26 protein-coding genes, 1 tRNA gene and 1 pseudogene are annotated in these 25,802 nt (G+C 53.4%); 15 read left to right on the top strand and 13 right to left on the bottom strand.

The features are described 5' to 3' along the window. Positions 1-78 precede the first annotated feature (78 nt). The 4 genes from ACFE33_RS05205 to ACFE33_RS05190 are packed head-to-tail and all read right to left on the bottom strand — an operon-like array spanning position 79 to position 2,756. Positions 79-1,107 (bottom strand): MaoC family dehydratase, encoded by a 1,029-nt coding sequence (locus tag ACFE33_RS05205; protein ID WP_380057816.1) that lies wholly within the window; start codon positions 1,105-1,107, stop codon positions 79-81. After that, entirely contained in the window at positions 1,104-1,307 is a 204-nt protein-coding gene (locus tag ACFE33_RS05200; protein ID WP_380057814.1) for a DUF1737 domain-containing protein, read from the bottom strand. Before ACFE33_RS05200 ends, ACFE33_RS05205 begins: the two co-directional genes overlap by 4 nt. Next, positions 1,304-1,861, bottom strand: a complete 558-nt coding sequence (locus ACFE33_RS05195) for an NnrU family protein (RefSeq protein ID WP_380057812.1) — start codon at positions 1,859-1,861, stop codon at positions 1,304-1,306. The genes ACFE33_RS05200 and ACFE33_RS05195 overlap by 4 nt, the downstream gene beginning before the upstream one ends. A gap of 49 nt (positions 1,862-1,910) precedes the next feature. Next, the gene (locus ACFE33_RS05190; RefSeq protein ID WP_380058657.1) at positions 1,911-2,756 is read right to left on the bottom strand and encodes an HpcH/HpaI aldolase/citrate lyase family protein; all 846 of its coding nucleotides are present in this window, start codon (positions 2,754-2,756) and stop codon (positions 1,911-1,913) included. A 334-nt stretch (positions 2,757-3,090) separates the two neighbouring features. Here ACFE33_RS05190 and ACFE33_RS05185 point away from each other — a divergent pair, with 334 nt between their 5' ends. After that, on the top strand, positions 3,091-3,405 hold the full coding sequence (locus ACFE33_RS05185; protein WP_380057811.1) for a hypothetical protein: 315 nt from the start codon (positions 3,091-3,093) through the stop codon (positions 3,403-3,405). Here ACFE33_RS05185 and ACFE33_RS05180 read toward each other — a convergent pair. Beyond that, a complete protein-coding gene (locus ACFE33_RS05180) occupies positions 3,402-4,154 on the bottom strand; it encodes a sulfite exporter TauE/SafE family protein (RefSeq protein ID WP_380057809.1) in 753 nt (250 codons plus the stop codon). The genes ACFE33_RS05185 and ACFE33_RS05180 overlap by 4 nt on opposite strands. Before the next feature lie 162 nt (positions 4,155-4,316). On the opposite strand from ACFE33_RS05180, the gene mdh reads away from it, so the two are divergent. After that, positions 4,317-5,279, top strand: a complete 963-nt coding sequence (gene mdh / locus ACFE33_RS05175; protein WP_380057808.1) for a malate dehydrogenase — start codon at positions 4,317-4,319, stop codon at positions 5,277-5,279. Between the two features lie 39 nt (positions 5,280-5,318). On the opposite strand, the gene ACFE33_RS05170 is transcribed toward mdh, so the two are convergent. Continuing rightward, positions 5,319-6,329 (bottom strand): glycosyltransferase family 2 protein, encoded by a 1,011-nt coding sequence (locus ACFE33_RS05170; protein ID WP_380057807.1) that lies wholly within the window; start codon positions 6,327-6,329, stop codon positions 5,319-5,321. 290 nt (positions 6,330-6,619) lie between these two features. On the opposite strand from ACFE33_RS05170, the gene sucC reads away from it, so the two are divergent. From sucC to lpdA, 6 genes are all read left to right on the top strand, one after another. Further along, the gene (sucC, locus tag ACFE33_RS05165; RefSeq protein WP_380057805.1) at positions 6,620-7,813 is read left to right on the top strand and encodes an ADP-forming succinate--CoA ligase subunit beta; all 1,194 of its coding nucleotides are present in this window, start codon (positions 6,620-6,622) and stop codon (positions 7,811-7,813) included. A 4-nt stretch (positions 7,814-7,817) separates the two neighbouring features. Continuing rightward, a complete protein-coding gene (gene sucD / locus ACFE33_RS05160; RefSeq protein ID WP_380057803.1) occupies positions 7,818-8,699 on the top strand; it encodes a succinate--CoA ligase subunit alpha in 882 nt (293 codons plus the stop codon). Continuing rightward, positions 8,699-9,259 (top strand): DUF805 domain-containing protein, encoded by a 561-nt coding sequence (locus tag ACFE33_RS05155; RefSeq protein ID WP_380057801.1) that lies wholly within the window; start codon positions 8,699-8,701, stop codon positions 9,257-9,259. Before sucD ends, ACFE33_RS05155 begins: the two co-directional genes overlap by 1 nt. Then, positions 9,256-12,207 carry a 2-oxoglutarate dehydrogenase E1 component gene (locus ACFE33_RS05150; protein WP_380057799.1) on the top strand — a complete coding sequence of 984 codons (2,952 nt, stop codon included), beginning with the start codon at positions 9,256-9,258 and terminating at the stop codon, positions 12,205-12,207. Before ACFE33_RS05155 ends, ACFE33_RS05150 begins: the two co-directional genes overlap by 4 nt. Before the next feature lie 6 nt (positions 12,208-12,213). Then, on the top strand, positions 12,214-13,701 hold the full coding sequence (gene odhB / locus ACFE33_RS05145; protein ID WP_380057797.1) for a 2-oxoglutarate dehydrogenase complex dihydrolipoyllysine-residue succinyltransferase: 1,488 nt from the start codon (positions 12,214-12,216) through the stop codon (positions 13,699-13,701). A 128-nt stretch (positions 13,702-13,829) separates the two neighbouring features. Further along, on the top strand, positions 13,830-15,218 hold the full coding sequence (lpdA, locus tag ACFE33_RS05140) for a dihydrolipoyl dehydrogenase (protein WP_380057796.1): 1,389 nt from the start codon (positions 13,830-13,832) through the stop codon (positions 15,216-15,218). Positions 15,219-15,299: 81 nt separating this feature from the next. Here the strand turns inward: lpdA and ACFE33_RS05135 are convergent, their stop codons facing one another. From ACFE33_RS05135 to ACFE33_RS05125, 3 genes are all read right to left on the bottom strand, one after another. Then, complete coding sequence (locus ACFE33_RS05135; protein WP_380057795.1) at positions 15,300-16,046, bottom strand: SDR family NAD(P)-dependent oxidoreductase; 747 nt, start codon at positions 16,044-16,046, stop codon at positions 15,300-15,302. 287 nt (positions 16,047-16,333) lie between these two features. Further along, entirely contained in the window at positions 16,334-16,975 is a 642-nt protein-coding gene (locus tag ACFE33_RS05130; protein ID WP_380057794.1) for a GntR family transcriptional regulator, read from the bottom strand. 30 nt (positions 16,976-17,005) lie between these two features. Next, entirely contained in the window at positions 17,006-17,695 is a 690-nt protein-coding gene (locus ACFE33_RS05125; protein ID WP_380057793.1) for a M48 family metallopeptidase, read from the bottom strand. A 159-nt stretch (positions 17,696-17,854) separates the two neighbouring features. On the opposite strand from ACFE33_RS05125, the gene ACFE33_RS05120 reads away from it, so the two are divergent. The 6 genes and pseudogenes from ACFE33_RS05120 to ACFE33_RS05095 all read left to right on the top strand — a co-directional run bounded on the left by ACFE33_RS05120 (position 17,855) and on the right by ACFE33_RS05095 (position 22,414). Further along, on the top strand, positions 17,855-18,184 hold the full coding sequence (locus ACFE33_RS05120) for a TIGR02300 family protein (RefSeq protein WP_380057792.1): 330 nt from the start codon (positions 17,855-17,857) through the stop codon (positions 18,182-18,184). A gap of 76 nt (positions 18,185-18,260) precedes the next feature. Beyond that, positions 18,261-18,336: transfer RNA gene (locus tag ACFE33_RS05115), tRNA-Ala, on the top strand. 197 nt (positions 18,337-18,533) lie between these two features. Beyond that, positions 18,534-19,777 (top strand): annotated as a pseudogene (locus ACFE33_RS05110) (IS3 family transposase). Between the two features lie 318 nt (positions 19,778-20,095). Continuing rightward, a complete protein-coding gene (locus ACFE33_RS05105; RefSeq protein ID WP_380057791.1) occupies positions 20,096-20,503 on the top strand; it encodes a TadE/TadG family type IV pilus assembly protein in 408 nt (135 codons plus the stop codon). A gap of 1 nt (position 20,504) precedes the next feature. Next, positions 20,505-21,827: a pilus assembly protein TadG-related protein gene (locus ACFE33_RS05100; RefSeq protein WP_380057789.1), complete on the top strand. Its 1,323-nt coding sequence runs from the start codon at positions 20,505-20,507 to the stop codon at positions 21,825-21,827. Positions 21,828-22,027: 200 nt separating this feature from the next. Further along, positions 22,028-22,414 carry a helix-turn-helix domain-containing protein gene (locus ACFE33_RS05095; RefSeq protein WP_380057787.1) on the top strand — a complete coding sequence of 129 codons (387 nt, stop codon included), beginning with the start codon at positions 22,028-22,030 and terminating at the stop codon, positions 22,412-22,414. Between the two features lie 94 nt (positions 22,415-22,508). On the opposite strand, the gene ACFE33_RS05090 is transcribed toward ACFE33_RS05095, so the two are convergent. Together ACFE33_RS05090 and ACFE33_RS05085 are read right to left on the bottom strand one after the other, a co-directional pair. Continuing rightward, complete coding sequence (locus tag ACFE33_RS05090) at positions 22,509-23,117, bottom strand: thermonuclease family protein (RefSeq protein ID WP_380057785.1); 609 nt, start codon at positions 23,115-23,117, stop codon at positions 22,509-22,511. 346 nt (positions 23,118-23,463) lie between these two features. Then, the gene (locus ACFE33_RS05085) at positions 23,464-24,198 is read right to left on the bottom strand and encodes a helix-turn-helix transcriptional regulator (RefSeq protein ID WP_380057783.1); all 735 of its coding nucleotides are present in this window, start codon (positions 24,196-24,198) and stop codon (positions 23,464-23,466) included. A 107-nt stretch (positions 24,199-24,305) separates the two neighbouring features. On the opposite strand from ACFE33_RS05085, the gene ACFE33_RS05080 reads away from it, so the two are divergent. Beyond that, positions 24,306-24,665, top strand: coding sequence for a VOC family protein (locus ACFE33_RS05080; RefSeq protein WP_380057780.1), 360 nt, complete (start codon positions 24,306-24,308; stop codon positions 24,663-24,665). Positions 24,666-24,727: 62 nt separating this feature from the next. Here ACFE33_RS05080 and ACFE33_RS05075 read toward each other — a convergent pair whose 3' ends face one another. Further along, positions 24,728-24,982: a YdeI/OmpD-associated family protein gene (locus ACFE33_RS05075; protein WP_380057777.1), complete on the bottom strand. Its 255-nt coding sequence runs from the start codon at positions 24,980-24,982 to the stop codon at positions 24,728-24,730. A gap of 77 nt (positions 24,983-25,059) precedes the next feature. Beyond that, positions 25,060-25,257, bottom strand: a complete 198-nt coding sequence (locus ACFE33_RS05070) for a hypothetical protein (protein ID WP_380057774.1) — start codon at positions 25,255-25,257, stop codon at positions 25,060-25,062. Positions 25,258-25,802 lie beyond the last annotated feature (545 nt).

Below are 25,802 nucleotides of genomic sequence, written 5' to 3'. Positions count from 1 at the left end.
GATCACGCAATATCTTCGCGTGATCACAAATTCGATCACAAATATTCGCCTGACGATTCTCGGGAAAACACGCTCAATCTACTTCGGAACGATCGCCCAATAATCTAAGTCCAGCAGGATCTCGGGCAGATACTTTCCGTCATCTCCGCGCAATTCACCTGCGCTCCCTTTCGTCGCAACTAGCCTAAGCCGAAGCGCGCCGACGTTTGGTGCGTCAAGCTCTGCTTTGTCCAGAACCTCGCTCCATGCACGCACAGTATCGCCCGCATAGCAGGGGTTGGCATGGGCGCCGCTGTTGATCGCGATAATCCGCTGCGCATTCGCCAATCCATTAAAGGAAAGCGCCCGCGCCATCGAAATAACGTGACCACCATAGATAAGCCGACGCCCATCGGGGCGCGCGGTTTGGTCGAAATGCACCTTGGCCGTGTTCTGCCACAGGCGCGTCGCCAACATGTGCTCGGCGTCTTCCATCGTGACGCCATCAACGTGATCGATGACTTCGCCAATTTCGTAATCGCTCCAACGATGCGCCTCACCGGCCAGATCGAAATCATAGCGGCTAAAATCCACTCCCTGCAGAACGGGCAAATCTTTGGGCAGAACGTGAGTGGCAAGTTGCGGCACCACTGTCTCGAATGCAGGAGCATCGACGTCGCGCTTACGAACCATCACCCACCGCACATAGCTCAGAACCACCTCTCCGCGCTGGTTCTCTCCACGCGTACGCACATAAACGACGCCTGTCTTACCGCTGCTGTTTTGCTTGAGGCCGATCACCGTCGAGGTCGCCGTAAGCGTATCCCCCGCGAACACAGGCCGAAGGAACTCACCCTCGGCATACCCCAAATTCGCAACAGCATTGAGTGAAACATCAGGAACCGTCTTGCCAAAGACCACGTGAAACGCGATCAAATCATCTAGTGGAGCCTGCGAATATCCAACGCTGCGCGCGAATTCGTCAGAAGAATGCACCGCATGGCGTGCAGGATAGAGCGCGTGATACATCGCGCGCTCCCCGCCCGAAATCGTACGCGGCACCGCGTGAACAATCTCTTGCCCCACGCGATAATCTTCGAAAAAGCGTCCAGCGTTGGTCTTGCTCACTGCTGACCCAACTTCATGTCTGGGCTGTAAGGAGTGTCGATCTCTTTGGTTACGCCCTGTCCGCAACGCATCACGCCATTCGCAGCGTCATATGCATACGTCGGACTGCCATAGAGCTCCCAACCCTTGCTAAGCGCCAGCGAAACCTTGTGGCAAAATGCCGATGTGTCTTCTTCGGTAAGTAAGCGATAGATCTTCATCCGTATGTTCCTTGAAAGGGGCTATATCCTAGCCAGTTGTGTATGAACGCGATGACGGCATACAGGACAAAGGTCACAATTAGAACACGCACATCCTTAGAGATCGGCCCCGCGACGGGACGGCTCCATGCGCCTTCTGCACGGTTGATCAAATACATCTGAACCAAGGACCAAAGCCCCAATCCGCCAAACAAAATGATCGAAGCTACGTCACCATTCACCAGCAAATGCGCAACCGCCCAGACCGTAACACCCGACAACATCGGGTGGCGGATTTTGCTTGCCACTACACCCTTGGCGCTCCCTGCTCCCATTAGGAAAATCGCCGGTATCATCAGAAGGTTATTCAAATGTCCGATCCCCGGAATCGGCGTATAGACGGGGATAAATTCGGCCCCACGATACCCGATTACCATCGCAACGATGCTCGCAAGAAGGGCGAGCGCAACACCGCCTTTGGCCTTATCGCCAATCTCGGCGCGCTTTGCGGGAAATAGCCGCTTAAAGAAGTGCGCAAATGCCCAAAGAGCGACGCCCAATATTAATAATGCCATGTAAAACTCTCGATTTTCTGAGTTAATGTAAACAACATTAACATTATAGCTATTCTGCGGTCGCGGCAATGGCCTCGGCTTGCGCAAGTATCTGTCGCGCCGTCACAACATGCAGGTTCTCGACAATTTTTCCGTCCAGCACGGCCACTCCCTGCCCATCCTTTTCGGCCGCTTCATAAGCGTCAATCTGACGGCGCGCGAGATCTACGGCTGCTTCGTCCGGTGAGAACACGTCGTTCGCGATCGCGAGCTGTGCAGGATGAATCAGCGTCTTGCCATCAAACCCGAGGTCGCGCCCCTGCGCACATTCGGCGGCAAGCCCCTCCTCGTCCTTAAACGCATTATAGACGCCGTCGACCGCAATCACGCCGTGCGCCCGCGCCGCAAGAAGCGTGGATTGAAGTGCACCCATAAGTGGCAAACGATCCGCACGAAAACGACAGCGCAGTTCCTTGGCGAGGTCGTTAGTCCCCATAACAAACCCCTCAATCGCGGAATGCGCTGCTATTTCCGCTGCATTCAACACGCCCAGCGGCGTTTCGATCATAGCCCATACTGGTGTATCGGGAAGCACGGCAACGACGGCATCCACCTGCGCCGATGTCTCGACTTTGGGCAACAAAACCGCATCGAACGACATCTCCTTGAGCGCCCGAAGGTCATCCGCACCCCATGCGCTATCCGCTCCATTTACACGCACGATCCGCAAACGCCGACCATATCCGCCCTGCTTCAGAGCAGCTCGCAAGGTATTCCGCGCGGTCTCTTTCTCGTCTGGCGCGACTGCGTCCTCCAGATCAAAAATGATCGCATCCGCAGGTAATCCCCGCGCCTTATCGAGCGCGCGCTCCTTGGATGCAGGGATATAAAGTACGGAACGTGTCAGGGGGGGCATCTGTGTCACTCAATTCTTCCTCGCAATATTGTTACAAATTCAAGCCAGATATTGCAGTATTTGACAAGTGCAAACTTGTCGCATCACCCGTTTCGTGGTACTATTGATGTCTTACCCAAACAAGAACTGCCCGCCAACAGGGCGCTATTTTTTGTTTATTTTCATAGGCAAGCTGAACTAATTTTGGACAAGGAGGTCCGTCTGGCTGGCCGCCATATCAAAGACGGTAAACGAACCAAATATTTCAGCGATGGGCCAAGCCCCTGCCGCCGATTATTTGCATTCGGAATGGCCTCGGCAATGGGTTTTGCACCTTTTGGAAAGGTACTGAACCATGAAGAAAATCGTTACCTCAGTTGCGCTTGCCGCGTTATTACTCGCGCCATTCGCCGCACAATCCCAAACAAAACGCGCCTGCGCACCCCGTCAGGACGTGCTCGACAAACTGGCCGAGAGCTATGGCGAAACACGCCAAAGCGTCGGACTTGGCGCCAATAATACGGTCGTCGAAGTATTCGCGAGCGAGAAGTCTGGCTCGTGGACAATTACCCTCACAACACCGAACGGCTTTACCTGCCTGATGGCGACGGGCCATGCGTTTGAAACGCTAGAGGAGGACCTCGCCGCATTAAAGGGAGAACCGCTCTAGGTCATGCTTTCCCAGATCAACTTGCCGCCTGTGATAAGTAGGAACACATAGGTGAGGCGAAAGAACCATTTGTCCGAGAGCTTGTGATGCCCGACGACGCCAAGATACACTCCCAAGAACGCAACTGGCGCCAAAAGAACTGTGGCCAAAACTGTTTCTTTCCCGACCATACCAAGCGCGACATATGGCGGAAATTTCAGCGCGTTAATGGCCCAGAAGGCAATAACCGTTGTGGCCTGAAACTCGGTCTTTCCCAACTTCTGTGACAAGAGATAAACCGCCGCAGGCGGCCCACCAGCATGGCTGATAAAACTCGTAAATCCCGCAACGAACCCCGCAAGATACCCGCCCCAATCTGGCACCTCTTCCTGGGCTATACGCAACACACCCGTCGCTAACGCCACCTGATACGCAACGAATCCCACCGCCACGAAACCGATAAGGAATTTGAACACATCGGGATCCGCAATCCCGAACAAAAGCCCACCAAGCGCCAAACCGGGCAACGATCCGATCACCAAGAGTTTGGCACAATGCCAGTTCCACTTTTTCCAGAACGCCTTAAGCGCTCCCAAATCCATCAACATCAACAACGGGAGCATCAGCCCGACAGCCTGCCCCGGCGTTAGAATCAGCGCAAGGAACGGTGTCGCCGCAAAGGCCGCGCCACTACCGAATCCCCCTTTGGAAATGCCCGCAAACAGCACCGCAGGTATCGCAAACGCGAAAAACGTAAAATCCAGCTCCATTATGCCTCCCAGCGCGCCATATTGACTATGATCACGTCACTCATACCCCAGTGTTAGCGCTATCGTAACCCTTAATACGCGGCTTCTTTCGCACCACCCTTGCGCGACGGCCCGCAAATGGCTAGGCAAATGGCGGATTTAAACAGACCAAGGATCAAATTCATGGCTAGACCCAAAATCGCCCTTATCGGCTCGGGGCAAATCGGCGGCACACTCGCCCACCTCGCAGCAATGAAAGAACTGGGCGACGTCGTCCTTTTTGACATCGCTGACGGAACCCCACAGGGCAAAGCCCTCGACATCGCGGAATCTGGCCCATCTGAGGGTTTCGACGCAGCAATGTCCGGCACAACGGATTACGCCGACATCGCAGGCGCAGACGTTTGCATCGTAACCGCCGGTGTTGCCCGCAAACCTGGCATGAGCCGTGATGATCTCTTGGGTATCAACCTCAAAGTGATGAAATCGGTTGGCGAAGGTATCGCGAAACACGCGCCAAACGCGTTTGTTATCTGTATCACCAACCCGCTCGACGCGATGGTTTGGGCACTGCGCGAATTCTCGGGCCTTCCGCACAACAAAGTTTGCGGCATGGCAGGCGTTCTGGATTCCGCACGTTTCCGTCACTTCCTCTCGGAAGAGTTCGAAGTTTCCATGCGCGACGTAACGGCCTTCGTTCTGGGTGGCCACGGCGACACAATGGTTCCGCTGACACGCTACTCGACCGTTGCGGGCATTCCTTTGCCTGACCTTGTGAAAATGGGTTGGACAACGCAGGAAAAACTCGACGCAATCGTACAACGTACACGTGATGGCGGCGCAGAGATCGTTGGCTTGCTCAAGACTGGCTCCGCTTTCTACGCTCCTGCGACTTCTGCGATCGAGATGGCCGAAGCCTACCTCAAAGACCAAAAGCGCCTTCTGCCTTGTGCGGCATATGTTGACGGTGCGTTTGGCCTAGATGGTTTCTATGTTGGCGTTCCAACAGTGATCGGCGCCGGTGGTATCGAGCGCATCGCGGACATCAAACTCTCCAAAGATGAGCAAGAGATGTTTGACAACTCCGTTAACGCTGTCAAAGGCTTGGTCGCTGCTTGTAAAGAAATCGACCCATCCCTCGCCTAAGTTTTCGGCGATATTTGAATTGGAAAGGGCTGGGGAAACTCAGCCCTTTTCGCGTTTAAGAACGGTCTGCGCCAGCGCTTCCCATTCTGGGTCATTCGGCTCAACCTTCGTCATCATTTCATCAACACGTGGCCGGATAATCGCGTCAAAACTTGCCACCGAGAGATCAACCTTTGCATCTGAAAATGCGAACGCAACCTTGCGCGCGAGGTCTAAATCCACCTCTAAGGCATCCGCACCCTCCGCAACACTAGCCAACCGCGTTTGCAGCGCCTCAATCTCGGCTATATCCGGCACCGCCTGCGCGGCTTTAACGATCTGTAACCGCCTCTTATTGTGGTAATTCTTGCGCACCATCTCTGGGCCAAGCTGCGCGCGCAAAAGGAGTTTGCTCGCCCAATGCAGCGGCGTCAGGCCATCGAAATGGAGCAGTACCGCATCCTGCGAAACCTCGCGCGGCACCCATTTTTCCTCTCCCGCCTGTTGGGGTGAGTGAAGCCTTAACTCATAGCCACGCCCCATCCTCACGCAGGATTTTCCGACCACGTGGCCCGTAAACCCCCCGTCCGTTAGGGCCAAAGCCTCGCCCTCGCGCGCAACGAACACTCCCTCGAAAATATCCAGCGGAGTACGCCCAGCAATCCGCCGCCGCTCCCTTGTTAGGATTTTCAACCAACCCTTACTGTCTGGAACCCGCGCCAGAATTTGCGTGAACTCTTCCTCGCACCAGAGGAATTCATCGGCATCGATATTCAGAAGCCAATCGCATCGCGTCCGCACCTCAGCAAGATTGAGTTTCTGGCGTGTAGTATGCAACTTCGGCCGTCTGCCGTTCACGCGCGTCCAATAGTCAGCATCGCAGTTTTCTACAGTAACTCTTGGATGAGCAGAAAGCGTTCGGGATAGGTCAGCGTTCTCGACATCCAGAAACACAAATACCTCCGCGGCACCCGTCGCCAGATGATGCGCGACATTCGCCAAAACCAGCGCCGCAGGTTCAGCCGCCGTCAGCGCAACCGCCCAGGTCGGAGACCCCAGTTTTTCTTCCATTCAGGCGCCCGCCTCTCGAATTTGCTTTTGACAAAGCTAACATGCGTGCCCGCCGTGACAAGGGACCAAGGGTTCTCGTCCCTTTATTTCTGGGGCAATATATCAACATTCATTCATGTGATTCGGGTTGCGCTAACACCCAAGCACCCTGTGATCACAAAATTTTACGCTGTGATCACAAACTGCAAAAAAGCAGTCATATTAGGAAAGATTGTAGCGAAAACCGTTTATTTACGTGTTCCATGCGTGTTTACGTCGGATGGAACGTAGCTTTAAGATTGGATTCCTTCATGAATATTCATGAGTATCAGGCCAAGGCCCTCCTCCGCGATTTCGGTGCTCCCGTCTCGGACGGACGTGTGGTCCTCAAAGCCGAAGACGCAAAAACCGCCGCAGGCGAACTCGACGGCCCACTCTGGGTTGTGAAAGCTCAAATCCACGCTGGTGGACGCGGCAAAGGTAAATTCAAAGAAGAGTCTGCCGGCTCCGCTGGTGGTGTACGCCTCGCGAAATCTGTGGCCGAAGCCGCAGAAGAAGCCGCCAAAATGCTCGGTCGCACGTTGGTCACGCACCAAACTGGCCCCGCTGGCAAACAAGTCAACCGCATCTACATCGAAGATGGCTCAGGCATCGAAACAGAGATGTACCTCGCGCTTCTCGTTGATCGTCAAACATCGCGCATCTCGTTTGTCTGCTCCACCGAAGGCGGCATGGACATCGAAGAAGTCGCCGCAGCAACACCAGAGAAAATCCTCTCCTTCTCGGTTGATCCTGCAACAGGCTACCAAGGCTTCCACGGCCGCCGCGTCGCTTTCTCGCTCGGCCTCAAAGGTGCGCAAGTTAAGCAGTGTGTGGCTCTGATGGGCCTTCTCTATAAAGCTTTCGTTGAGAAAGACATGGAGATGCTCGAGATCAACCCGCTGATCGTCACTGACAAAGGCGACCTCAAGGTTCTCGACGCCAAAGTTTCCTTCGACGGCAACGCGCTTTATCGCCACTCTGACATCATCGCCCTGCGCGACGAAACAGAAGAAGATGCCAAAGAGCTCGAAGCATCCAAATATGACCTCAACTATATCGCTCTCGACGGCGAAATCGGTTGTATGGTCAACGGTGCCGGTCTTGCGATGGCGACGATGGACATCATCAAACTCTATGGTGCAGAGCCTGCGAACTTCCTTGATGTTGGCGGCGGCGCAACCAAAGACAAAGTGACCGAAGCTTTCAAAATCATCACCTCCGACCCCAACGTAAAGGGCATCCTCGTAAACATCTTCGGCGGCATCATGCGCTGTGATGTGATCGCAGAGGGCGTGATCGCTGCGGTGAAAGAAGTGGGCCTCAAGGTTCCGCTCGTTGTCCGCCTCGAAGGCACAAACGTCGCAGAGGGTAAAGCGATCATCAACAACTCCGACGTGGATGTAATTGCCGCCGACGACCTCAAAGATGGCGCTCAAAAAATCGTCAAAGCGGTGAAAGGCTAAGACCATGGCAGTACTCGTAAACGAAAATACCAAAGTTATCTGTCAGGGCCTCACAGGTTCGCAGGGCACTTTCCACACCGAACAAGCCATCGCGTATGGCACGAAAATGGTCGGCGGCGTGACGCCGGGCAAGGGTGGCCAATCCCACCTGAACCTTCCAGTGTTCAACTCGGTCCACGAAGCCAAGCACGTAACAGAGGCAAATGCTTCGGTTATCTACGTGCCGCCCCCCTTCGCTGCGGACTCGATCCTTGAGGCAATTGATGCCGAAATGGAACTTATCATCTGTATCACAGAGGGTATCCCCGTTCTCGACATGATGCGCGTTCAGCGCGCGCTCGAGGGGTCCAAATCTCGCTTGATCGGCCCTAACTGTCCTGGTGTGATTACGCCTGACGCATGTAAAATCGGCATTATGCCCGGCTCGATCCACAAACGTGGTTCCGTGGGTGTTGTTTCCCGCTCGGGCACTCTTACATATGAGGCCGTGAAACAGACTTCTGACATCGGCCTTGGCCAATCGACTGCTGTTGGTATCGGCGGCGACCCGATCAAAGGGACAGAACACATCGACGTGCTCGATATGTTCCTTGACGATGATGAAACACAATCCATCATCATGATCGGCGAAATCGGCGGCTCCGCAGAGGAAGAAGCTGCTGAATTCCTTGCCGAGCAAAAGAAAAAAGGCCGCTGGAAGCCCGTCGCTGGCTTTATCGCTGGTCGTACGGCCCCTCCCGGCCGTCGCATGGGCCACGCTGGTGCGATTATTGCTGGCGGTAAAGGTGACGCCGAGAGCAAGATCGAAGCAATGAAATCTGCAGGGATCATCGTTGCAGACAGCCCCGCCACCCTCGGCGAAGCGGTTGTTAAGGCCATCGGTTAATGGGCTTTTGGCAGGCTATAAGGACGTGTTTTAAGAAATACGTCACCTTCTCGGGCCGCGCTTCGCGGTCCGAGTATTGGTATTTCATATTGTTCCTGATTTTGGGGAACTTTGTTTTTGGCCTGCTAGACACCGCCATTTTCGGCACAAACGTTGTAGAAGTAACCAGCGGCGATGGTACGGCCTCAGCCCAAGTGGACAATAACGGTCCACTCGCAAGCCTGTTCTCGCTGATTATCTTCATTCCTACGCTCGCCGCCGGCTGGCGTCGTATGCATGATACAGGCCGAAGTGGCCTCTATCTACTGTTTCCAATGCTCATCATGTTCGGCGTTTTCACACTCGTCTGGATCGCAGCTGGTTCCGTGGCATTTACGGGGGGTTTCCTCGGCCTTGAAACGATTGCTGTTGTAATGGGCGCGCTTTCCACGCTTGTCCTGATCCCGATTATGCTCGTCGCACTTATTGGCCCTCTCTTGGTTCTCTGGTGGCTTACTCGCCCGAGCGAACCAACTCCCAATCAATACGGTCCCAACCCACATAAGGTGATCTCGTCATGACCGACCAAAGCCCCAACGACCAATTCCAAGCTTCCTCCTTCCTTCAGGGGCACAACGCGGAATATATTGAGCAACTCTACGCACAATACGCCCAAGATCCGAACGCCGTTGATGCCGCATGGCAAGCGTTCTTTGCAGAGCTTGGTGACGCGGGCACGGATGTCGTCGCAGAGGCCGCAGGTCCAAGCTGGGCACGTAACGACTGGCCCCCTGTTCCCAACGACGATCTGACTCAGGCGCTTGACGGTCAATGGGCCGCCGAGCCAGAAGCCGCTGGCAAAAAGATCAAAGAGAAAGCCGCCGAACAGGGCGTTAAGGTATCTGACGAGCAAATCAAACAAGCGGTTCTGGATTCTGTCCGCGCCTTGATGGTAATCCGCGCTTATCGCATTCGTGGCCACCTTGCCGCCGATCTCGATCCGCTCGGCATGGCCGACACAGCGAACCATCCAGAGCTTGATCCCAAGACGTATGGCTTCCAAGAGTCCGACATGGATCGCCCGATCTTTATCGACAACGTGCTGGGCCTACAGCTTGCGACGATGCGCCAGATCATCGACATCGTTAAGCGCACCTATTGCGGCACATTCGCCCTGCAATACATGCACATTTCCAACCCCGAAGAGGCTGGCTGGCTCAAAGAGCGTATCGAAGGCTTTGGCAAGGAAATCCAGTTCACCCGCGAAGGTCGCAAAGCCATCCTCAACAAGCTTGTCGAGGCCGAGGGCTTTGAGAAATTCCTGCACGTCAAATACATGGGCACCAAGCGTTTCGGCCTGGATGGCGGCGAGAGCCTCATCCCCGCGATGGAGCAAATCATCAAGCGCGGCGGCTCTCTCGGCGTTAAGGATATCGTGATCGGGATGCCCCACCGTGGCCGTCTTTCGGTTCTCGGGAACGTGATGAGCAAACCTTATCGCGCGATCTTTAACGAGTTTCAGGGCGGCAGCTTCAAACCCGAAGATGTAGACGGCTCTGGCGATGTGAAATATCACCTCGGCGCCTCCTCTGACCGCGAATTTGACGGTAACACCGTTCACCTCTCGCTTACAGCAAACCCAAGCCACCTTGAGGCCGTGAACCCGGTCGTTCTCGGCAAAGTGCGCGCCAAGCAAGAGCAGACCAACGACAAAAAACGCACAGAGACCCTCCCCATCCTTCTCCACGGTGATGCGGCCTTTGCGGGTCAAGGCGTCGTTGCAGAGTGCTTTGGCCTTTCGGGCCTCGTCGGCCACAAAACTGGCGGCACAATCCATATCGTTGTGAACAACCAGATCGGCTTTACCACTGCGCCGCATTTCAGCCGCTCAAGCCCCTACCCAACCGATATCGCCCTGATGGTCGAAGCTCCGATCTTCCACGTCAACGGCGACGACCCAGAAGCCGTTGTACACGCCGCCAAGGTTGCCACCGAGTTCCGCCAGAAGTTCCACAAAGACGTGGTTCTGGACATTTTCTGCTACCGTCGGTTTGGCCACAACGAGGGCGACGAGCCCATGTTCACCAACCCGTTGATGTACAAAAAGATCAAAAAGCAGAAAACCACGCTCCAACTCTATACCGAGCGCCTCATTCGCGACGGCCTCATCCCTGAGGGCGAGATCGAGGATATGAAGGCCGCCTTCCAATCCTACCTCAACGAAGAGTTCGAAGCAGGCAAAGAATACAAGCCCAACAAGGCCGACTGGCTGGATGGTCGCTGGTCGCACCTCGACAAGAACAAAGACGACTACCAGCGTGGCAAGACTGCCATCTCCAAATCGACCTTTGATCTGGTTGGCAAGGCCCTCTCGACGGTCCCTGCGGATATGCCCGTTCACAAAACGATCGGCCGCCTCTTAGAGTCGAAAGCCAAGATGTTTGAAACTGGCAAGAATATCGACTGGGCAACCGGCGAGGCACTTGCCTTTGGCTCACTTGCAACCGAAGGGTACCCTGTCCGCCTCTCTGGTCAGGATGCAACACGCGGTACATTTAGCCAACGCCACTCAGGCATCGTAAACCAAGATACCGAAGAGCGTTACTACCCGCTTAACCACATCCGCGAAGGCCAAGCGCATTACGAAGTCATCGACTCGATGCTCTCGGAATACGCGGTTCTCGGGTTTGAGTACGGCTATTCCCTCGCAGAGCCAAATACCCTCGTCGCTTGGGAAGCACAGTTCGGCGACTTCGCCAACGGCGCGCAAATCATGTTCGATCAATTCATCTCCTCCGGCGAAAGCAAATGGCTGCGGATGTCCGGCCTCGTGATGCTCCTACCGCACGGTTTTGAGGGCCAAGGGCCAGAGCACAGCTCCGCACGCCTTGAGCGCTTCTTGCAAATGTGTGGTCAGGACAACTGGATCGTCGCGAACTGTACGACACCAGCGAACTACTTCCATATCCTGCGCCGCCAAATTCACCGCAGCTTCCGCAAACCGCTTGTGCTTATGACGCCCAAGTCGCTCTTGCGTCACAAGCTGGCCGTGTCCACCAAAGAGGAATTCACAACAGGAAGCTCCTTCCACCGTGTCCTCTGGGATGACGCCCAACAAGGCAACAGCGATACACAACTGGTGGCGGATGACAAGATCAAACGCGTGGTTATGTGCTCGGGCAAGGTCTACTTCGACCTCCTCGAAGAGCGCGACGAACGCGGTATCGACGATATCTATCTGCTGCGCGTTGAACAGTTCTACCCCTTCCCTGCCAAATCTCTGGTCAACGAACTCTCGCGGTTCAAAAACGCCGAGATCACATGGTGTCAGGAAGAACCCAAGAACCAAGGCGCATGGACCTTCATGGAACCCAATATCGAATGGGTTCTCGAACGGATCGACGCCAAACACACCCGCCCCGCATATGTGGGTCGTCCGGCATCGGCAAGCCCCGCAACGGGTCTCGCCTCTCAACACAAAGCTCAACAATCTGCGCTCGTTCACGACGCGCTCACACTGCAAGGATAAGCTATCATGTCCACAGAAGTCCGTGTCCCTACTCTGGGCGAAAGCGTAACCGAAGCCACCGTCGCAACCTGGTTCAAGAAACCGGGCGATGCTGTCGCCGTCGACGAAATGCTCTGTGAGCTGGAAACCGACAAAGTAACCGTCGAAGTGCCCGCAACGGCCGCTGGCACGATGGGCGAAATCGTCGCCGCAGAGGGTGAAACCGTTGGCGTAGATGCGCTGCTTGCAACAATCGAAGAGGGCAAAGGCGCGGCAAGTGCCCCGTCCGAAGCGCCCAAAACAGCCGAAGCCGCGCCTGCGGCGTCGAGCGAAAGCGTCGATGTTATGGTCCCCACCCTCGGTGAATCCGTGACCGAAGCCACCGTTTCTACGTGGTTCAAGAAGGTCGGCGACACCGTCGCGCAAGACGAAATGCTCTGTGAGCTGGAAACTGACAAAGTTTCCGTCGAAGTGCCCGCCCCTGCCGCCGGCGTTCTGACCGAAATCCTCGCCGAAGAAGGCTCTACAGTTGACGCAAGCGCCAAGCTCGCCGTCCTCGGTGGTAGCGGCGCGTCGGCCGCGGCACCCGCAGCAGAGGAAGCACCTGCGCCGTCCGCTGGCGCTGGGAAGAGCGTCGAGGACGCCCCTTCTGCCAAGAAACTAATGGCCGAAAACAACCTCGATGCCGGATCCGTTAAAGGAACTGGCCGCGATGGTCGCATCATGAAAGAAGACGTGCAAAAAGCACTCTCCGCAGTGACAACAGCGCCAACGCCTGCTGCCGCCCCACGCGCTGCTAGCCCCGCAGAAGATGCGTCACGCGAGGAGCGTGTGAAGATGACCCGTCTTCGCCAAACAATCGCGCGTCGCCTCAAAGACAGCCAAAACACCGCCGCCATGCTCACCACCTATAACGAGGTGGACATGACCGAGGTGATGGCTCTGCGCAACGAGTACAAAGACCTTTTCCTCAAAAAGCACGGCGTCAAACTCGGCTTCATGTCCTTCTTTACCAAGGCCTGCTGCCACGCCCTCAAAGAGGTCCCAGAAGTTAACGCCGAAATCGACGGAACAGACATCGTTTACAAGAACTTTGTCCACATGGGCATCGCCGCAGGCACACCAACCGGCCTCGTTGTTCCTGTGATCCGCGACGCGGACAGCATGTCCTTTGCCGACATCGAAAAAGCAATCGCCGAAAAAGGCGCCCGCGCCCGTGACGGCAAGCTCTCGATGGCTGAGATGCAAGGTGGCTCCTTCACCATCTCGAACGGCGGTGTCTATGGATCGCTTATGTCCTCGCCCATCCTCAATCCGCCACAGTCCGGCATCCTCGGCATGCACAAAATCCAAGACCGCCCGATGGCGATCAACGGCGAAGTTGTGATCCGTCCGATGATGTATCTCGCACTGTCATACGATCACCGCATCGTAGACGGAAAAGGCGCGGTAACCTTCCTCGTGCGCGTCAAAGAAGCACTCGAAGATCCACGCCGTTTGTTAATGGATCTGTAACTTTTTGCGCCGCACGGATCGACCGTGTGGCGTTTTTCCATGTGAAATTATTCATATGGAAATCATATGTAATTCATATGGGAATATGACCCGTTTTTACGGCCCCATTCGACCCAAGGAGAGAACCCATGGCGAACTATGATGCAATCGTAATTGGCGGTGGCCCCGGTGGCTATGTCTGCGCAATTCGTCTCGCCCAACTCGGCCTGAAAACCGCATGTGTAGAGGGTCGCGAAACCCTTGGCGGAACATGCCTGAACATCGGCTGCATCCCTTCCAAGGCGCTCTTGCACGCAAGTCACCAACTTCACGAAGCAGAGCACAACTTCGCGAAAATGGGCCTCAAGGGTAAATCCCCCTCCGTGGACTGGGACCAGATGAAAGCCTACAAACAGGACGTCGTCGACCAGAACACCAAAGGCATCGAATTCTTGTTTAAAAAGAACAAGATAGACTGGCTCAAAGGTTGGGGCAGCATCCCCGCCGAAGGCCAAGTAAAAGTCGGTGACGAAGCCCACACAGCCAAGCATATCGTGATCGCTACAGGGTCCGAGCCAAGCGAATTGAAAGGCGTCAAAGTAGACGAAGAGCGCGTTGTAACTTCGACAGGTGCGCTTGATTTGGCCAAAACTCCCAAGAAGATGGTCGTGATCGGTGCTGGCGTAATCGGCTTGGAACTTGGTTCGGTTTATGCGCGCCTAGGCGCCGAAGTAACCGTCATTGAGTACCTCGACGAAATCACCCCCGGAATGGATAAGGACGTTCAGAAAACGCTGCAACGTATCCTTAAAAAACAAGGGCTTAACTTTGTTATGGGTGCTGCTGTTCAAGGCGTCGAAACCAGTAAAACCAAGGCCAAAGTCACCTATAAACTACGCAAAGACGACTCCGAAGTCACACTCGACACCGATGTTGTTCTGGTCGCAACGGGACGTCGTCCGTTCGTCGACAACCTCGGATTTGAGGCGCTAGGTGGCAAGATGACCGAGCGCGGCCAAATCGCAACCGGCGCCCATTGGGACACCAACATCAAAGGTGTTTACGCGATTGGCGACGTGATCGAAGGCCCAATGCTCGCTCACAAAGCTGAGGACGAGGGCATGGCCGTTGCAGAGCATATCGCAGGCAAAGCGGGCCACGTAAATTATGATGTCATTCCTGGCGTTATCTACACCACTCCCGAAGTGGCGAGCGTAGGTGCGACCGAACAAACGCTTAAAGAAAAGGGCGTTAACTACAAAGTCGGCAAGTTTTCGTTCATGGGCAACGCGCGCGCCAAAGCCGTTTTCCAAGGTGAGGGTTTCGTAAAAATTCTCGCTGACAAGGACACAGATCGCATTCTAGGTGCCCACATCATCGGCCCCGCAGCGGGCGATTTGATCCACGAAGTCTGCGTTGCGATGGAGTTCGGTGCAAGCGCACAAGACCTCGCCCTAACCTGCCACGCCCACCCAACATATTCGGAAGCAGTCCGCGAGGCGGCACTTGCGTGTGGCGATGGTGCGATCCACGCCTGATCACACAACAAACCAAACAAAAAAGGCGGCCAATGTGCCGCCTTTTCTCGTTTTATAACTAAATACTCTCAGATCGGAGCCTTAAGAGAATAGTAACCCGCCGTTGATATCTACGTTAGCACCTGTGATGAACGATGCTTCGTCAGAGGCGAGGAATGCCGCTAGGTTCGCAACCTCTTCGGACGTTCCTTCGCGCTTGAGCGGCGTAATGCTCGCAACGTGTGTACGCACTTCTGGCTTGGAGAAAAGGTTGTGAAAGTCGGTATCAATCATACCAGGGCAAAGCGCGTTAACGCGCGTATTCGGCCCGAGTTCCTTGGCCAAACCACGTGTCAGCGTTGTCATTGCGCCCTTGGACGCCGCATAGGCCGCAGCACCCGCGCCACCGCCATCACGTCCCGCCTGAGACGCAATAGAAACAATCGAAGAGCCCTCGCCCAGATGTGGGATAACTGCCCGTACCGCGAGGAAGAACGATGTTGTGTTAAGCTCCATCACTGCGTTCCAATGATCCAGCGACATCTCGGAGATCGGGACACGCTTGATAATTCCGCCCGAAACATGGATCAGCGTATCCACACCGCCGAAGGTCTCGACTGTTTTCTCAACCAGCGCCGCGACTTCGGCCTCTTTGGTCATGTCGCCTTTCATGGCAAATGCGTTTCCGCCCGCGGCTTTGATCTCGGCAACGGCAGAGTCCGCTCCTTCAGAGGATTGAAAATAGTTGATGGCGACGTTTGCGCCGGCTTCGGCCAAGCGCATCACACATGCGCGTCCGATATCGCGGCCACCGCCCGTAACGATCGCTGTTTTTCCTTTGAGGTTCATAGATAACTCCTGTTTTTCAACGCACTCTTCGGCCAACCCCAAGAATGTAATTCACTCTCGGTAGATTTGTCGCCGATTTGGTATTTGACCTATGGTTAGGCCCTAAATTCACAAATCTCAACCCATATATTACAAATATTTACAACCAAAACAGCATCAACGGAGGTATTAAATACCTATCTAAATCAATTAGATATCTCGCAGGCCACCTTCGGACAGAAAAGCTAGATGTTCGCCGCACTTCCGACAGCTTCAATAAATCTGTATAATATCAGTCAGAATCAGACCTAACTAATCAGCAAACGCAGCCCCTGCGTCACATCTGTTCGAATTGCCAACCGCAAGCCCGGCTCATCCCCTGCACGCAGCGCTGCAATAATTAGCTTATGGTTCCGCGGGGGGTCTGTGCGACGCAATTTACCGTAAAGCGCACGCATCGTTGGCCCGAGTTGCAGCCAGACTGTCTCTGTCATCGCGAGGATCGCTGGCGCTTGGGCACGCAAATAAAGGGTGCGATGAAACTCGAGGTTAGTGCGGATATAGCCAACGGCATCCTGCTTGGCGACATGCTCTGCGATGGTTCCGTTGATTGTCTGCAAGCGTTCAATGAGCGCCATATGCGCCCGAGGTAAAGCGCGGCTTGAAAGTTCAGGCTCCAGCAAAGCCCGCAGCGCGGCCAATTCCTCAATGCGCTCGTTCGTCAAATCCGGTGTCGATATGCGCCCCGACGACGAAAGTGTAAGCGCGCCTTCGGCCACTAAGCGTCTTGCGGCCTCGCGCACGGGTGTCATCGAAACACCGTATTCTTCCCCTACTCCACGAAGGGTGAGCGACTGCCCTGGCGAAAGCTCCCCATGCATGATTTTCGCCCGCAGGTGGCGGTAAAGTTGCTCGTGAATAGCATCGTTTTGGCGGTTCTTTAGTTGCATGAACCTAATGTGATCACAAAGCTGAGCGTGTCAATCCTTGAAACGAAACCGATGGAGTTCCTCACCATTATCACGCAGCCATTTCCGCGGCCTAGCATAGTCGGGAAATACACGTGCAACCTGCGCCCAGAACGCGACGGAGTGATTCATTTCAAGGCGATGCGCCACCTCATGGGCGGCCACATATCGAAGCACCTCTGGCGGGGCCATCACCAGCCGCCATGAGTACATCAAGTTCCCCTCATATGTGCATGAGCCCCAGCGAGAGCGCGTATCACGCAGGGTGACTCGGCCAATTTCCACGCCGAGGTCCCGCGCGAATCCCTCGCTTGCCGAAACCAAATCGGCGCGCGCGGCCAGTTTTAGAAAGCTCTCGACCCTCAGTGGCACTTTTTCCGCCGCATCCGGCACAGAAATGGCACCATCCACGAACCGAGCAGAGCGCCCCCCGCCAGATTGGATAGGACATTTCTCACCTCGGAACCAAATCCAACCACCAACTTCGGGCCGCAACTCAGCAAGCCGCGCGCCAACATGGCCACGAATCCAATCAGCCTTTTCATTAGCAAAATCAACTGCTTCCTTATCCTTGGCGTGCTTGGGCATTGTAAGGGTCACCTGCCCGTCCAACCGCGACACCCGTAAACTGAGTCGTTTGGCGCGGCCGGATCGGCGCAGCCGCACTTCGACTGCCGGATCACCAGGAAGAAATAGTCGCACTAAAGGCCCTTTTTGCTCGGATTGGATTGCACATACCAACTATTCATATGATAATCACCGCTTCAATTGGGTTCAAATCCCAAAAGCCTTTGACACCCTATCAATGTTGTGGCAGTTGGCTGCAACTCTGAATTATTCGATAGCTTGAAGGGGACATCCATGCCCAAAGAAGAATGGGGTATTAAACGTGTTTGCCCAACAACCGGCAAGCGGTTTTACGACCTGAACAAAACGCCTATCATCAGCCCCTACACGGGCGAAGAAGTTGAGTTCGACAACAGCGCCAAAGCTCGCACAATGGTTGCGGACAAAGCGGATGCCGAGACAACGAAAAACGAAGCAAGCAAAGTGGACGATGCGGCGCTTGATGATGATGTAATCGACGACGTAGATCTCGGGGATGACTTCCTCGATGACGACGACGACGACGATGATACGGTACCTCTCGAAGAGATCGCTGACGTCTCTAGCGACGACGACGATAGTTAAAGTGAGGCGCGGGATTTTTCCTCTTGAACTCCCCCCCGCGCTTCCCTAAACACCACTACGCAACCAAGGTTGCAAAGGGGCCTTAGCTCAGTTGGTAGAGCGCTTGCATGGCATGCAAGAGGTCAGGGGTTCGACTCCCCTAGGCTCCACCAAACCCTTACAGTTCAATACCTTAGCTAAACATTAGAGTAGTGTGACACACAGGTGTGACACATAATGAAGCTACATGCGTATATCTATCGGTCCCGACATGGCATATTCTACTTCCGTGACCTGCCTCCCGAAAACTGGACCGTCCCAAGCTGGAATTTTCCAATTATGATCCCCGCAATGTGAGAAGGAGGGTTTCATGAAGAAGAGCAAGTTCACAGAGGCGCAAATCGCGTTTGCTCTGAAGCAGGTCGAAGAAGGCACAAGCATCACTGAAGTTTGCCGCAAGACGGGGATAGCCGAAGCTACGTTCTACAACTGGCGCAAAAAAATAGGGTGGGCTGATGCGGTCCGAGATGAAGCGTCTAAAAATGCTTGATGAAGAGAACACCCGCCTCAAGCGCCTGGTTGCCGATCTGTCTTTGGAATGAGCCTTTGTCCGCCATTGGTCTGAGACAATGGCGAATGCAATGTTGCAGGACGTTATCAAACGAAAGCTCTGAGGCCTGCCTGTCGCCGGGAACTGGTCAATGAGGTCCGCGCGGTTAGGGGCGTTTGCATTCGGCGTGCCTGTGGCGTTATGCAGGCGCATCGCTCGACCTACCATTACAAAGCGCACGGCGACGAGCAGGCCGAACTCAAGAGACGTATCAAAGAGATTGCTGAGACCCGTGTGCGCTATGGCTATCGGCGCATCGATGTCCAGTTACGAGGCGAAACTTGCCCCTCTCGGCGGTGTAACCACCGCCTGCCGGCAACGGGTGAATGCCAAGCGTGTCTACCGGCTCTACAACGAAATGGGTCTGCAACTGCGGAACAAAACGCCGAACGCCGGGTCAAAGCTAAACTGCGGGAGGATCGAATGGAGGCAACGCAAAGCAACGAAACATAGGCAATGGACTTTGTGCACGACCAACTGGCTACTGGTCGCAAGCCCCGTGTGCTGACTATCATAAACACGTTCTCTCGGTTCTCGCCTGCGATTTATCCAAGGTTCAGGTACCGAGGCGAAGACGTTGTCCAGACCCTTGAAAGAGTATGTGGCAAGTTAGGCTACCCAAAGTCCATTCGCGCGGACCAGGGATCGGAGTTCGTTTTTCGTAACTTGGATCTAAGGGTTTATTAACGGAGCGTCGTTTTGGACTTTTCCCGGCCAGGTCAGCCAACCGAATGAGCTATGTCGCGCCACTGGTACGAGTGATCATGGCGAATGCCTTCATCGAAAGTTTAACGGCAAGTTTCGTGCAGAGTGCCTGAACGCGCACTGGTTCATGAGCCTTGACGATGCACGGTCAAAAACGAAGGAATGGCCCTCTCGGCGATGCTAGCATTACCTGTCGGGCAAAGGTGAGAGACTACAACGAAGTTCGTCCGCACAGCGCAATCGGAAACAACCCTCCGATCACACTGATGTTTGGCTCAAACCTGCAGCAAGCGCCCTGAGCTCAAAACCCTCGGAAAATCTCCAGCCGAGTGGTCCAAACAATGGTAGCGGCTCAGCCGAACTCCCGCTGATTTGGAGCGTTTGGCCACAAAAGGGAAGCGCTGGTATGTGCGCTTGATATGCCTTTTTTCTGAACACTCCCTCAAGAAAAAAATAAAACTTTCTACATAAATATCAACGGATTGGTCGGTGATAGGAAATTCTTATTTCTCGCCCTATTTTTACCACAGTGCTTGCATACAAAAGTAGAACAACTTCGAAAATATCAATGCAGGTTTATGAAAATCCCCGCCGAACATCAAAAAGAGAACAGGTCTATGACTATTTGTGAGAGCAAAAAGAAAGCACTCCAATTTGTAAAGAATGAACGTGGAACCGCGACGGTTGAGTTCGTGTTGATCCTTCCGGCCTTTCTTATGCTCTTTTCTCTTTTGGTCGATGCTGCCCTCATATTCAACGGACGCACAGAAGCCTTAAGAACGCTTCAAGACGCAAACCGGAAATATTCGACGGGTTGGTTCGAAAGCACTGCAGATTTAGAGGACTATATTGTCGCGTCATTGGCGTCGATATCTCCCTCGGCAGTTGCAACTTCGAATCTGTCGTCCGGATCGATCCAAAGCCAAGTTGAGTTCCCGTCGAGTGAACTTACAATCGTCGGTATGGTGACAGGACTTTTGGATATTAATCTGCTCGTTAGAGCCGAGCATGTAGTGGAGTATTAAAATGAATACATTCATGAAACTCACCCGCCAGCGCATCAAGTCTTTCGTCTGTGTTGAAAACGGAAACACAACGATTTTAGGGCTACTGTTCTTTACGGCTGCGGCGGCTGTAGGGGCGGCGGCTGTGGACTATTCAAATATTATTGCGGCCCAAACGCACCTTCAAGTTTCAGCCGATCATGCGGCGCATGCGGCTCTCTACCACCGTGAATTTAACGACGAGGAATCCTCCAAACTCAAAGCAATTGAAGTGGCCTCATACGGTGCGCCAAATAATCGGTTTGGGACAACCCTCAGCGTAGACGATATTCAATTTGGGAAGTGGGACTACAACGAACGAAAATTTACTGCTGAAAGTGGGTCCCGTTCGGCCGTCATGGTTACAACAAGCCGCCTGTCCAGTAAATTGAATAGCGTCGAGAGCTTTTTGTTTCGTCTGGTCGGGATGACCGCATTCGACGTCAGGACAAGTGCTGTTTTCGTAACCTACAGGCCCGCATGTTTTCGTGAGGGTTTTGTCGCGGCCGACATCGTCGATGTTCAAAGCAATAACCTCTATGGCGAAGGTTTCTGCATTCACGCGCAAAACTATGTATCTCTCAATTCAAACAATACTTTTGAGTCTGGCACCGTCGTTTCCATGCCCGATTCAAACGACATCGACCTTCCCAAAAGTGGGTTTGATACGAATGCCGGGCTAAAAGAAGCGCTAGGACAAGCCTCCTATCAAATGCGCACGGTGAATCGCATCGAGTCGATCATCCAAAGCTTGCAAGACGAAGACCCTTCATATTTGCCCGATTATATCACCGAAGACACTGTGACGCTCAAACAAAAACAAATGGAAGAGACTGATTTTGTTCAGGGAGCTGTGCATATTCTGAATTGCGGTGGCGGCGGCCAAGCTTTTATCAAAGGCGGGGCACACATTAAGCAAGTTGTGTTCATTACGAACTGCCAAGTGAAATTCGGCGAAGGCACCATTGTGGAGGAATCCATCTTTGCAACAACGGATACCGGTGCCAAATCTTTCAATGCGCCATCGTCATTTCAGTTGGGACGTGATGACGATTGCCTTGAGGGCGGCGGGTCTCAGATGGTCTCAATGGGCGGAATGGATTTTGCTTCCGACTTCAAGATTTTCGGAAGTCAGCTGATCGCAAAAGAGACGATTTCTTTCTCGGCAAATGCGCAAGGCATTAAAGGCGCTTCGATCATTTCCGGAGACGACATTAGCGGAACGTCCAACTCCAACATGGGTTTTTGTAACGGCGCCGGTATGGAGAGAAACTTTGAATCCGACTACTTCCGGTTGGCAGGTTAGGTCTTGGTGTCACTCTAAATTGGCATAGCCATGAGGGAGTATATTTGGACCTCCTACATGGCTATACTATTTTCAGTTACTTCTGATCAGATCAATGCCGTGAACAACAAGGTTAACGCTGTTCTGCCTCATTGGTTAAAGTCTCGCTGAGCGGCTCCCAAAAGGGCGGCAGGAATGAAGATGTAGAAGTTCGCGAAAATATGTGTTGTGAGTTTTGCTTTGTTGGCATTCGCAATTGCGCCAGCAATCGACGTGACGAGTGCCTATTTCGCAATCCCAAGAAAGACAACGGCAAAAGTGGCGGTAAATATGGCGGCACCGAGCAACCCGTAGGCACCAGCACAGCTGCAGAGATATCATTCTTTCAGATTCTTGGGGGCTTTGCTGAGTTTGAGACCAACTTGCACAGAGAGCGCCAGATGGAAGGAATAGCTGAGGCCAAAGCTGAAGGGGTCTACAAGGGGCGCAAGCCATCTATCGACGTGGACGAAGTGAAGAGATTGCGAGACGTCGAAGGCCTAGGGGCGACCCAGATTGCACGGCAGCTAGGGGTGGCTAGGTCGACGGTGTATCGGGTCTTGGAGTAAGCTTGCTTTACCATTTACAATTTATGTTTCTGCAAGGCCGTTGAAACCATCCAAAGCCGCAACGGCATTACATTCGACAGCGCACGCACCAGCATCAGCCATTATTGACAGTCTTTGACCAATTGAGCTTTTTGCGAATTCCATGCGGTTCTAAATGTCGATACTTACCATCCGAGAAGTGGCCAAAATCCAATGCAAGCCCTTGGGTTATCAACTCGGCTCCTATGTCGACTCCATCAGCACGAACGCAAACCCCTACCTGTCGATCATAAGATGTCTCTCCCGTAGTTGTGGCTGTAATTTCATGCCCTTTGCATATCGCTACCATAGCCCACTTTGACTTTTTACCCCACGGCTGATGAAGTTCAGGTGCGTCGATCCCTGCCAGTCTGATCTTATGTTTCTTCAAAACGATAGTATCCCCGTCTATTACATAAGCAGTCCCTGTGATCTTAGTCCCTGCGGGGAGCGGGGCAACAGGTGGCGGCGCTTTCTCATCATCATACAGATGCACGGCCGACGGCTGCGTACTCAATCGCGACTGGGGCGCTTTTCGTATGCGGGGTTCAAACTCAACAATTTTCGGTGGCGATGGGCGCTTACTTTGGCTCCCACGGTATCTGGGTCTAGGACGGGGTAATTTCGGCACTATGATAATAATCAACAGCGCGAGAACGCTCAACAAACTCAGAAACGTCTCCATGAAAACTCAACTCCAACTGCCCCCACGGAACCCTGACACAAATGACCAAGCGTTGGCAAACAATCTAAACAAGTCAGATATTAGTGACATCAAGAATTGCTGTGGGCATTCAAGTTGCACGGGACGGCGCTAGCACTTGATCGCAATGTCGAAACTGTTACAGTAAGCCGTACCATCGCAAAACAAACATCAACCGCAACCTACTGAAAATAAAGGAGTTTGCTGACACAACCGCGACTCCCCTAGGCTCCACCATTTCCCGTTTGAAACACTTGGTACCTCGCTGACTGTTATCGTAAGCGATTGTGTGTTCATCCGCAGAAATAGTAGCTAATGCACGACTCTCTCAAACAGCGAGATCGTCACCGTCCAGTGATTGCCGGAACTCTTCCTTTTCCAACAACCTGAAATGCGTTCCCGTTGTTTTTGCTGCAAGCATTCGATCGCAGCGAAATGTCCTTGGCTCGTTCCTGAGATGGTCAAATGCAACAACGTACCAAATCGGATATTTTAGCAAGAGATAGTGAGGCTCAATCAGCCGTTCAGAGCTTTCTCCGTCCTCACGTTGATAACGTATCTCCAGCACCTCCTGATTCATGAACGCCTGATGTACTGCTTGCACAACACGTTTTGGCGGGGAGCTGGCGCTCGCCTGAACATAGGTAGAAGACGTGTTACCGATCAGTATGCGTGACTTTAATCGGTTCACCTTGGTACGCTTTTCGGGTGAAAACGAGGCCACTAACTGTCGCCGAACGGACCCAAGACTCGCCAAAAAAATCGGCGAGTTCATTTGCTCTGCCACAGCGATACTGATGAGTAGATCGACAGCTTCGGGGTAAGCCAAATTTATCCTGCCCACACCCCAGTTTCGGTCGAGGCGCACGCCGCCACCTCGCCCACGATCGGCGTCGATCTGTATGCCCTGCTCTCTCATAATGGACAGGTCCCGCGCAATCGTGCGCGTACTCACTCCATGCTGTGCCGCCAGATCTTTGATGGTGCAATGCACGTCTTGCTTTAGCTGAACAGCCAAAAGCTCCAGCCGCCTAAGCCTTTCATGAGTATTTGTCCGGGTCATGCAACTAATAAGACATAAATTGTCTTATTTATCAATATGAGGGAGCAACACTGGAAACACACCCGCAACAAATCCCACCGAACGCTATCGGTGAAACAGGAGAAAAAATGATGAGAATGAACTACTTTGTGGTTGGAACGAACGACATGGATGCCTCAAAGGCATTTTATGATGCCCTGTTTGCACAGTCGGAACTTCAGCATGTTTCGCCGTCAGAGAGAATGGCTTACTGGATCGGAGAGGATTTTGCCTTTGCAACGGCTACACCTTTTGATGCAAAGCCGGCCACGGTTGGAAACGGTACAATGGTTGGCTTCTGTGTGGGTGACAGCGAAGACGTCAAAAGGTTCTTTAGGTTGGCGATTGATCTTGGCGGTACAAGCGAAGGAGAGCCCAATCAGCGCGGGCCGCGCTTCTCGGCGTATGTGAGGGATCTTGACGGAAACAAACTCTGTTTCTCAGACTAGATTGAGGAGGCTTCAATATACTCATTTAGGGAAAGCATTGCGGCGAAGTAAGTGTCGCGATGCTAACCTCGATGGGGACATCCGGGCCAACAACATGGACGGCGCTTCCCGTCGGCAAGGTTTTCACATCCCCAGCGAATACGCTTTTCACGCGTCTCTTGTTTCTTCGCGGACTCGACCCAGCGAATCCACTCATTGCGCGCGAGCGGCGTAATATCTTCCCACGTCGCACGAGAACTCGCATCAGCGACCAGCGCCTCCCGCAAATCATCTGGGAGAACATGCACAGTCCCATCGGAAAGTTTTTGATCTGTCACTTTGATCTCCAAATTGCCCTCCCCCGAAATGATACGACAGCAACTGGTGCAAGGAAACATTCCTGCGCAAAGCTATTTCAGAAAGAATATTTGAACGTCTCGATATCTTCTTCGAACATTGTGTCGACTATTTTCTTGTCCGCGTCGCTATAGTGATCGCGATAGTCAAATGAACGGCTCTTGTTTATTTTATGTAGCTCGGCTTTCAGTTCTACGCGGCTGCATACCTCCGCGAAATCACGGTCTAGCGTTTCAAATTCACCCACGTAATCCATAAGTAACTCCCCACGTCTATTGTATAAACTATGCCGCGGAACGGTTCCTCGGACACGTTTATATCCGGATAAGAACTCTGAGAAGCTCTTCTTGGCACCCTGTTGTTCACGACGAAGATAGAGCGACACCATCTGAGCCCAAGGGTTCCGCACAATAGAGAATTTGAAATAAGTGGCGAACTCTTCGGGAAACGCTTTGCGCACCTGTAGGGCCGTGTCGTGGAGATAATGTCCGTGCCGGTCAATCTTGTAGTTGCTCTCACCTCGATGCAACTCGTTGTCCCATTGGGTTGTCGGCTCTAGGTTCTTATCGAGTAGCTTAATTGCCCCAATGCTTCTTCAATCGAATTTCCACCCGTTCTTCGCAGGTGAATAAAAATCACCTGATGCTCATGCGAGATCATATTATCGGCCCTTCGTTTTTTTCTCTTGTAGCCACCTGTCGTTGTCTCCTCAAGAAAACTCGCTCACTCCCTTACTGCTCAGCAATTGACACAATGACTCTGGAGTCTTACGCAAAGGCAACCTTATTTGACGCGGAGAGA

This window comes from Falsihalocynthiibacter sp. SS001 (assembly GCF_042445055.1).
GTDB lineage: Bacteria > Pseudomonadota > Alphaproteobacteria > Rhodobacterales > Rhodobacteraceae > Falsihalocynthiibacter.
Note: the sequence above shows the minus strand (reverse complement) of the source record. Positions and strands in the feature narration are given on the sequence as shown.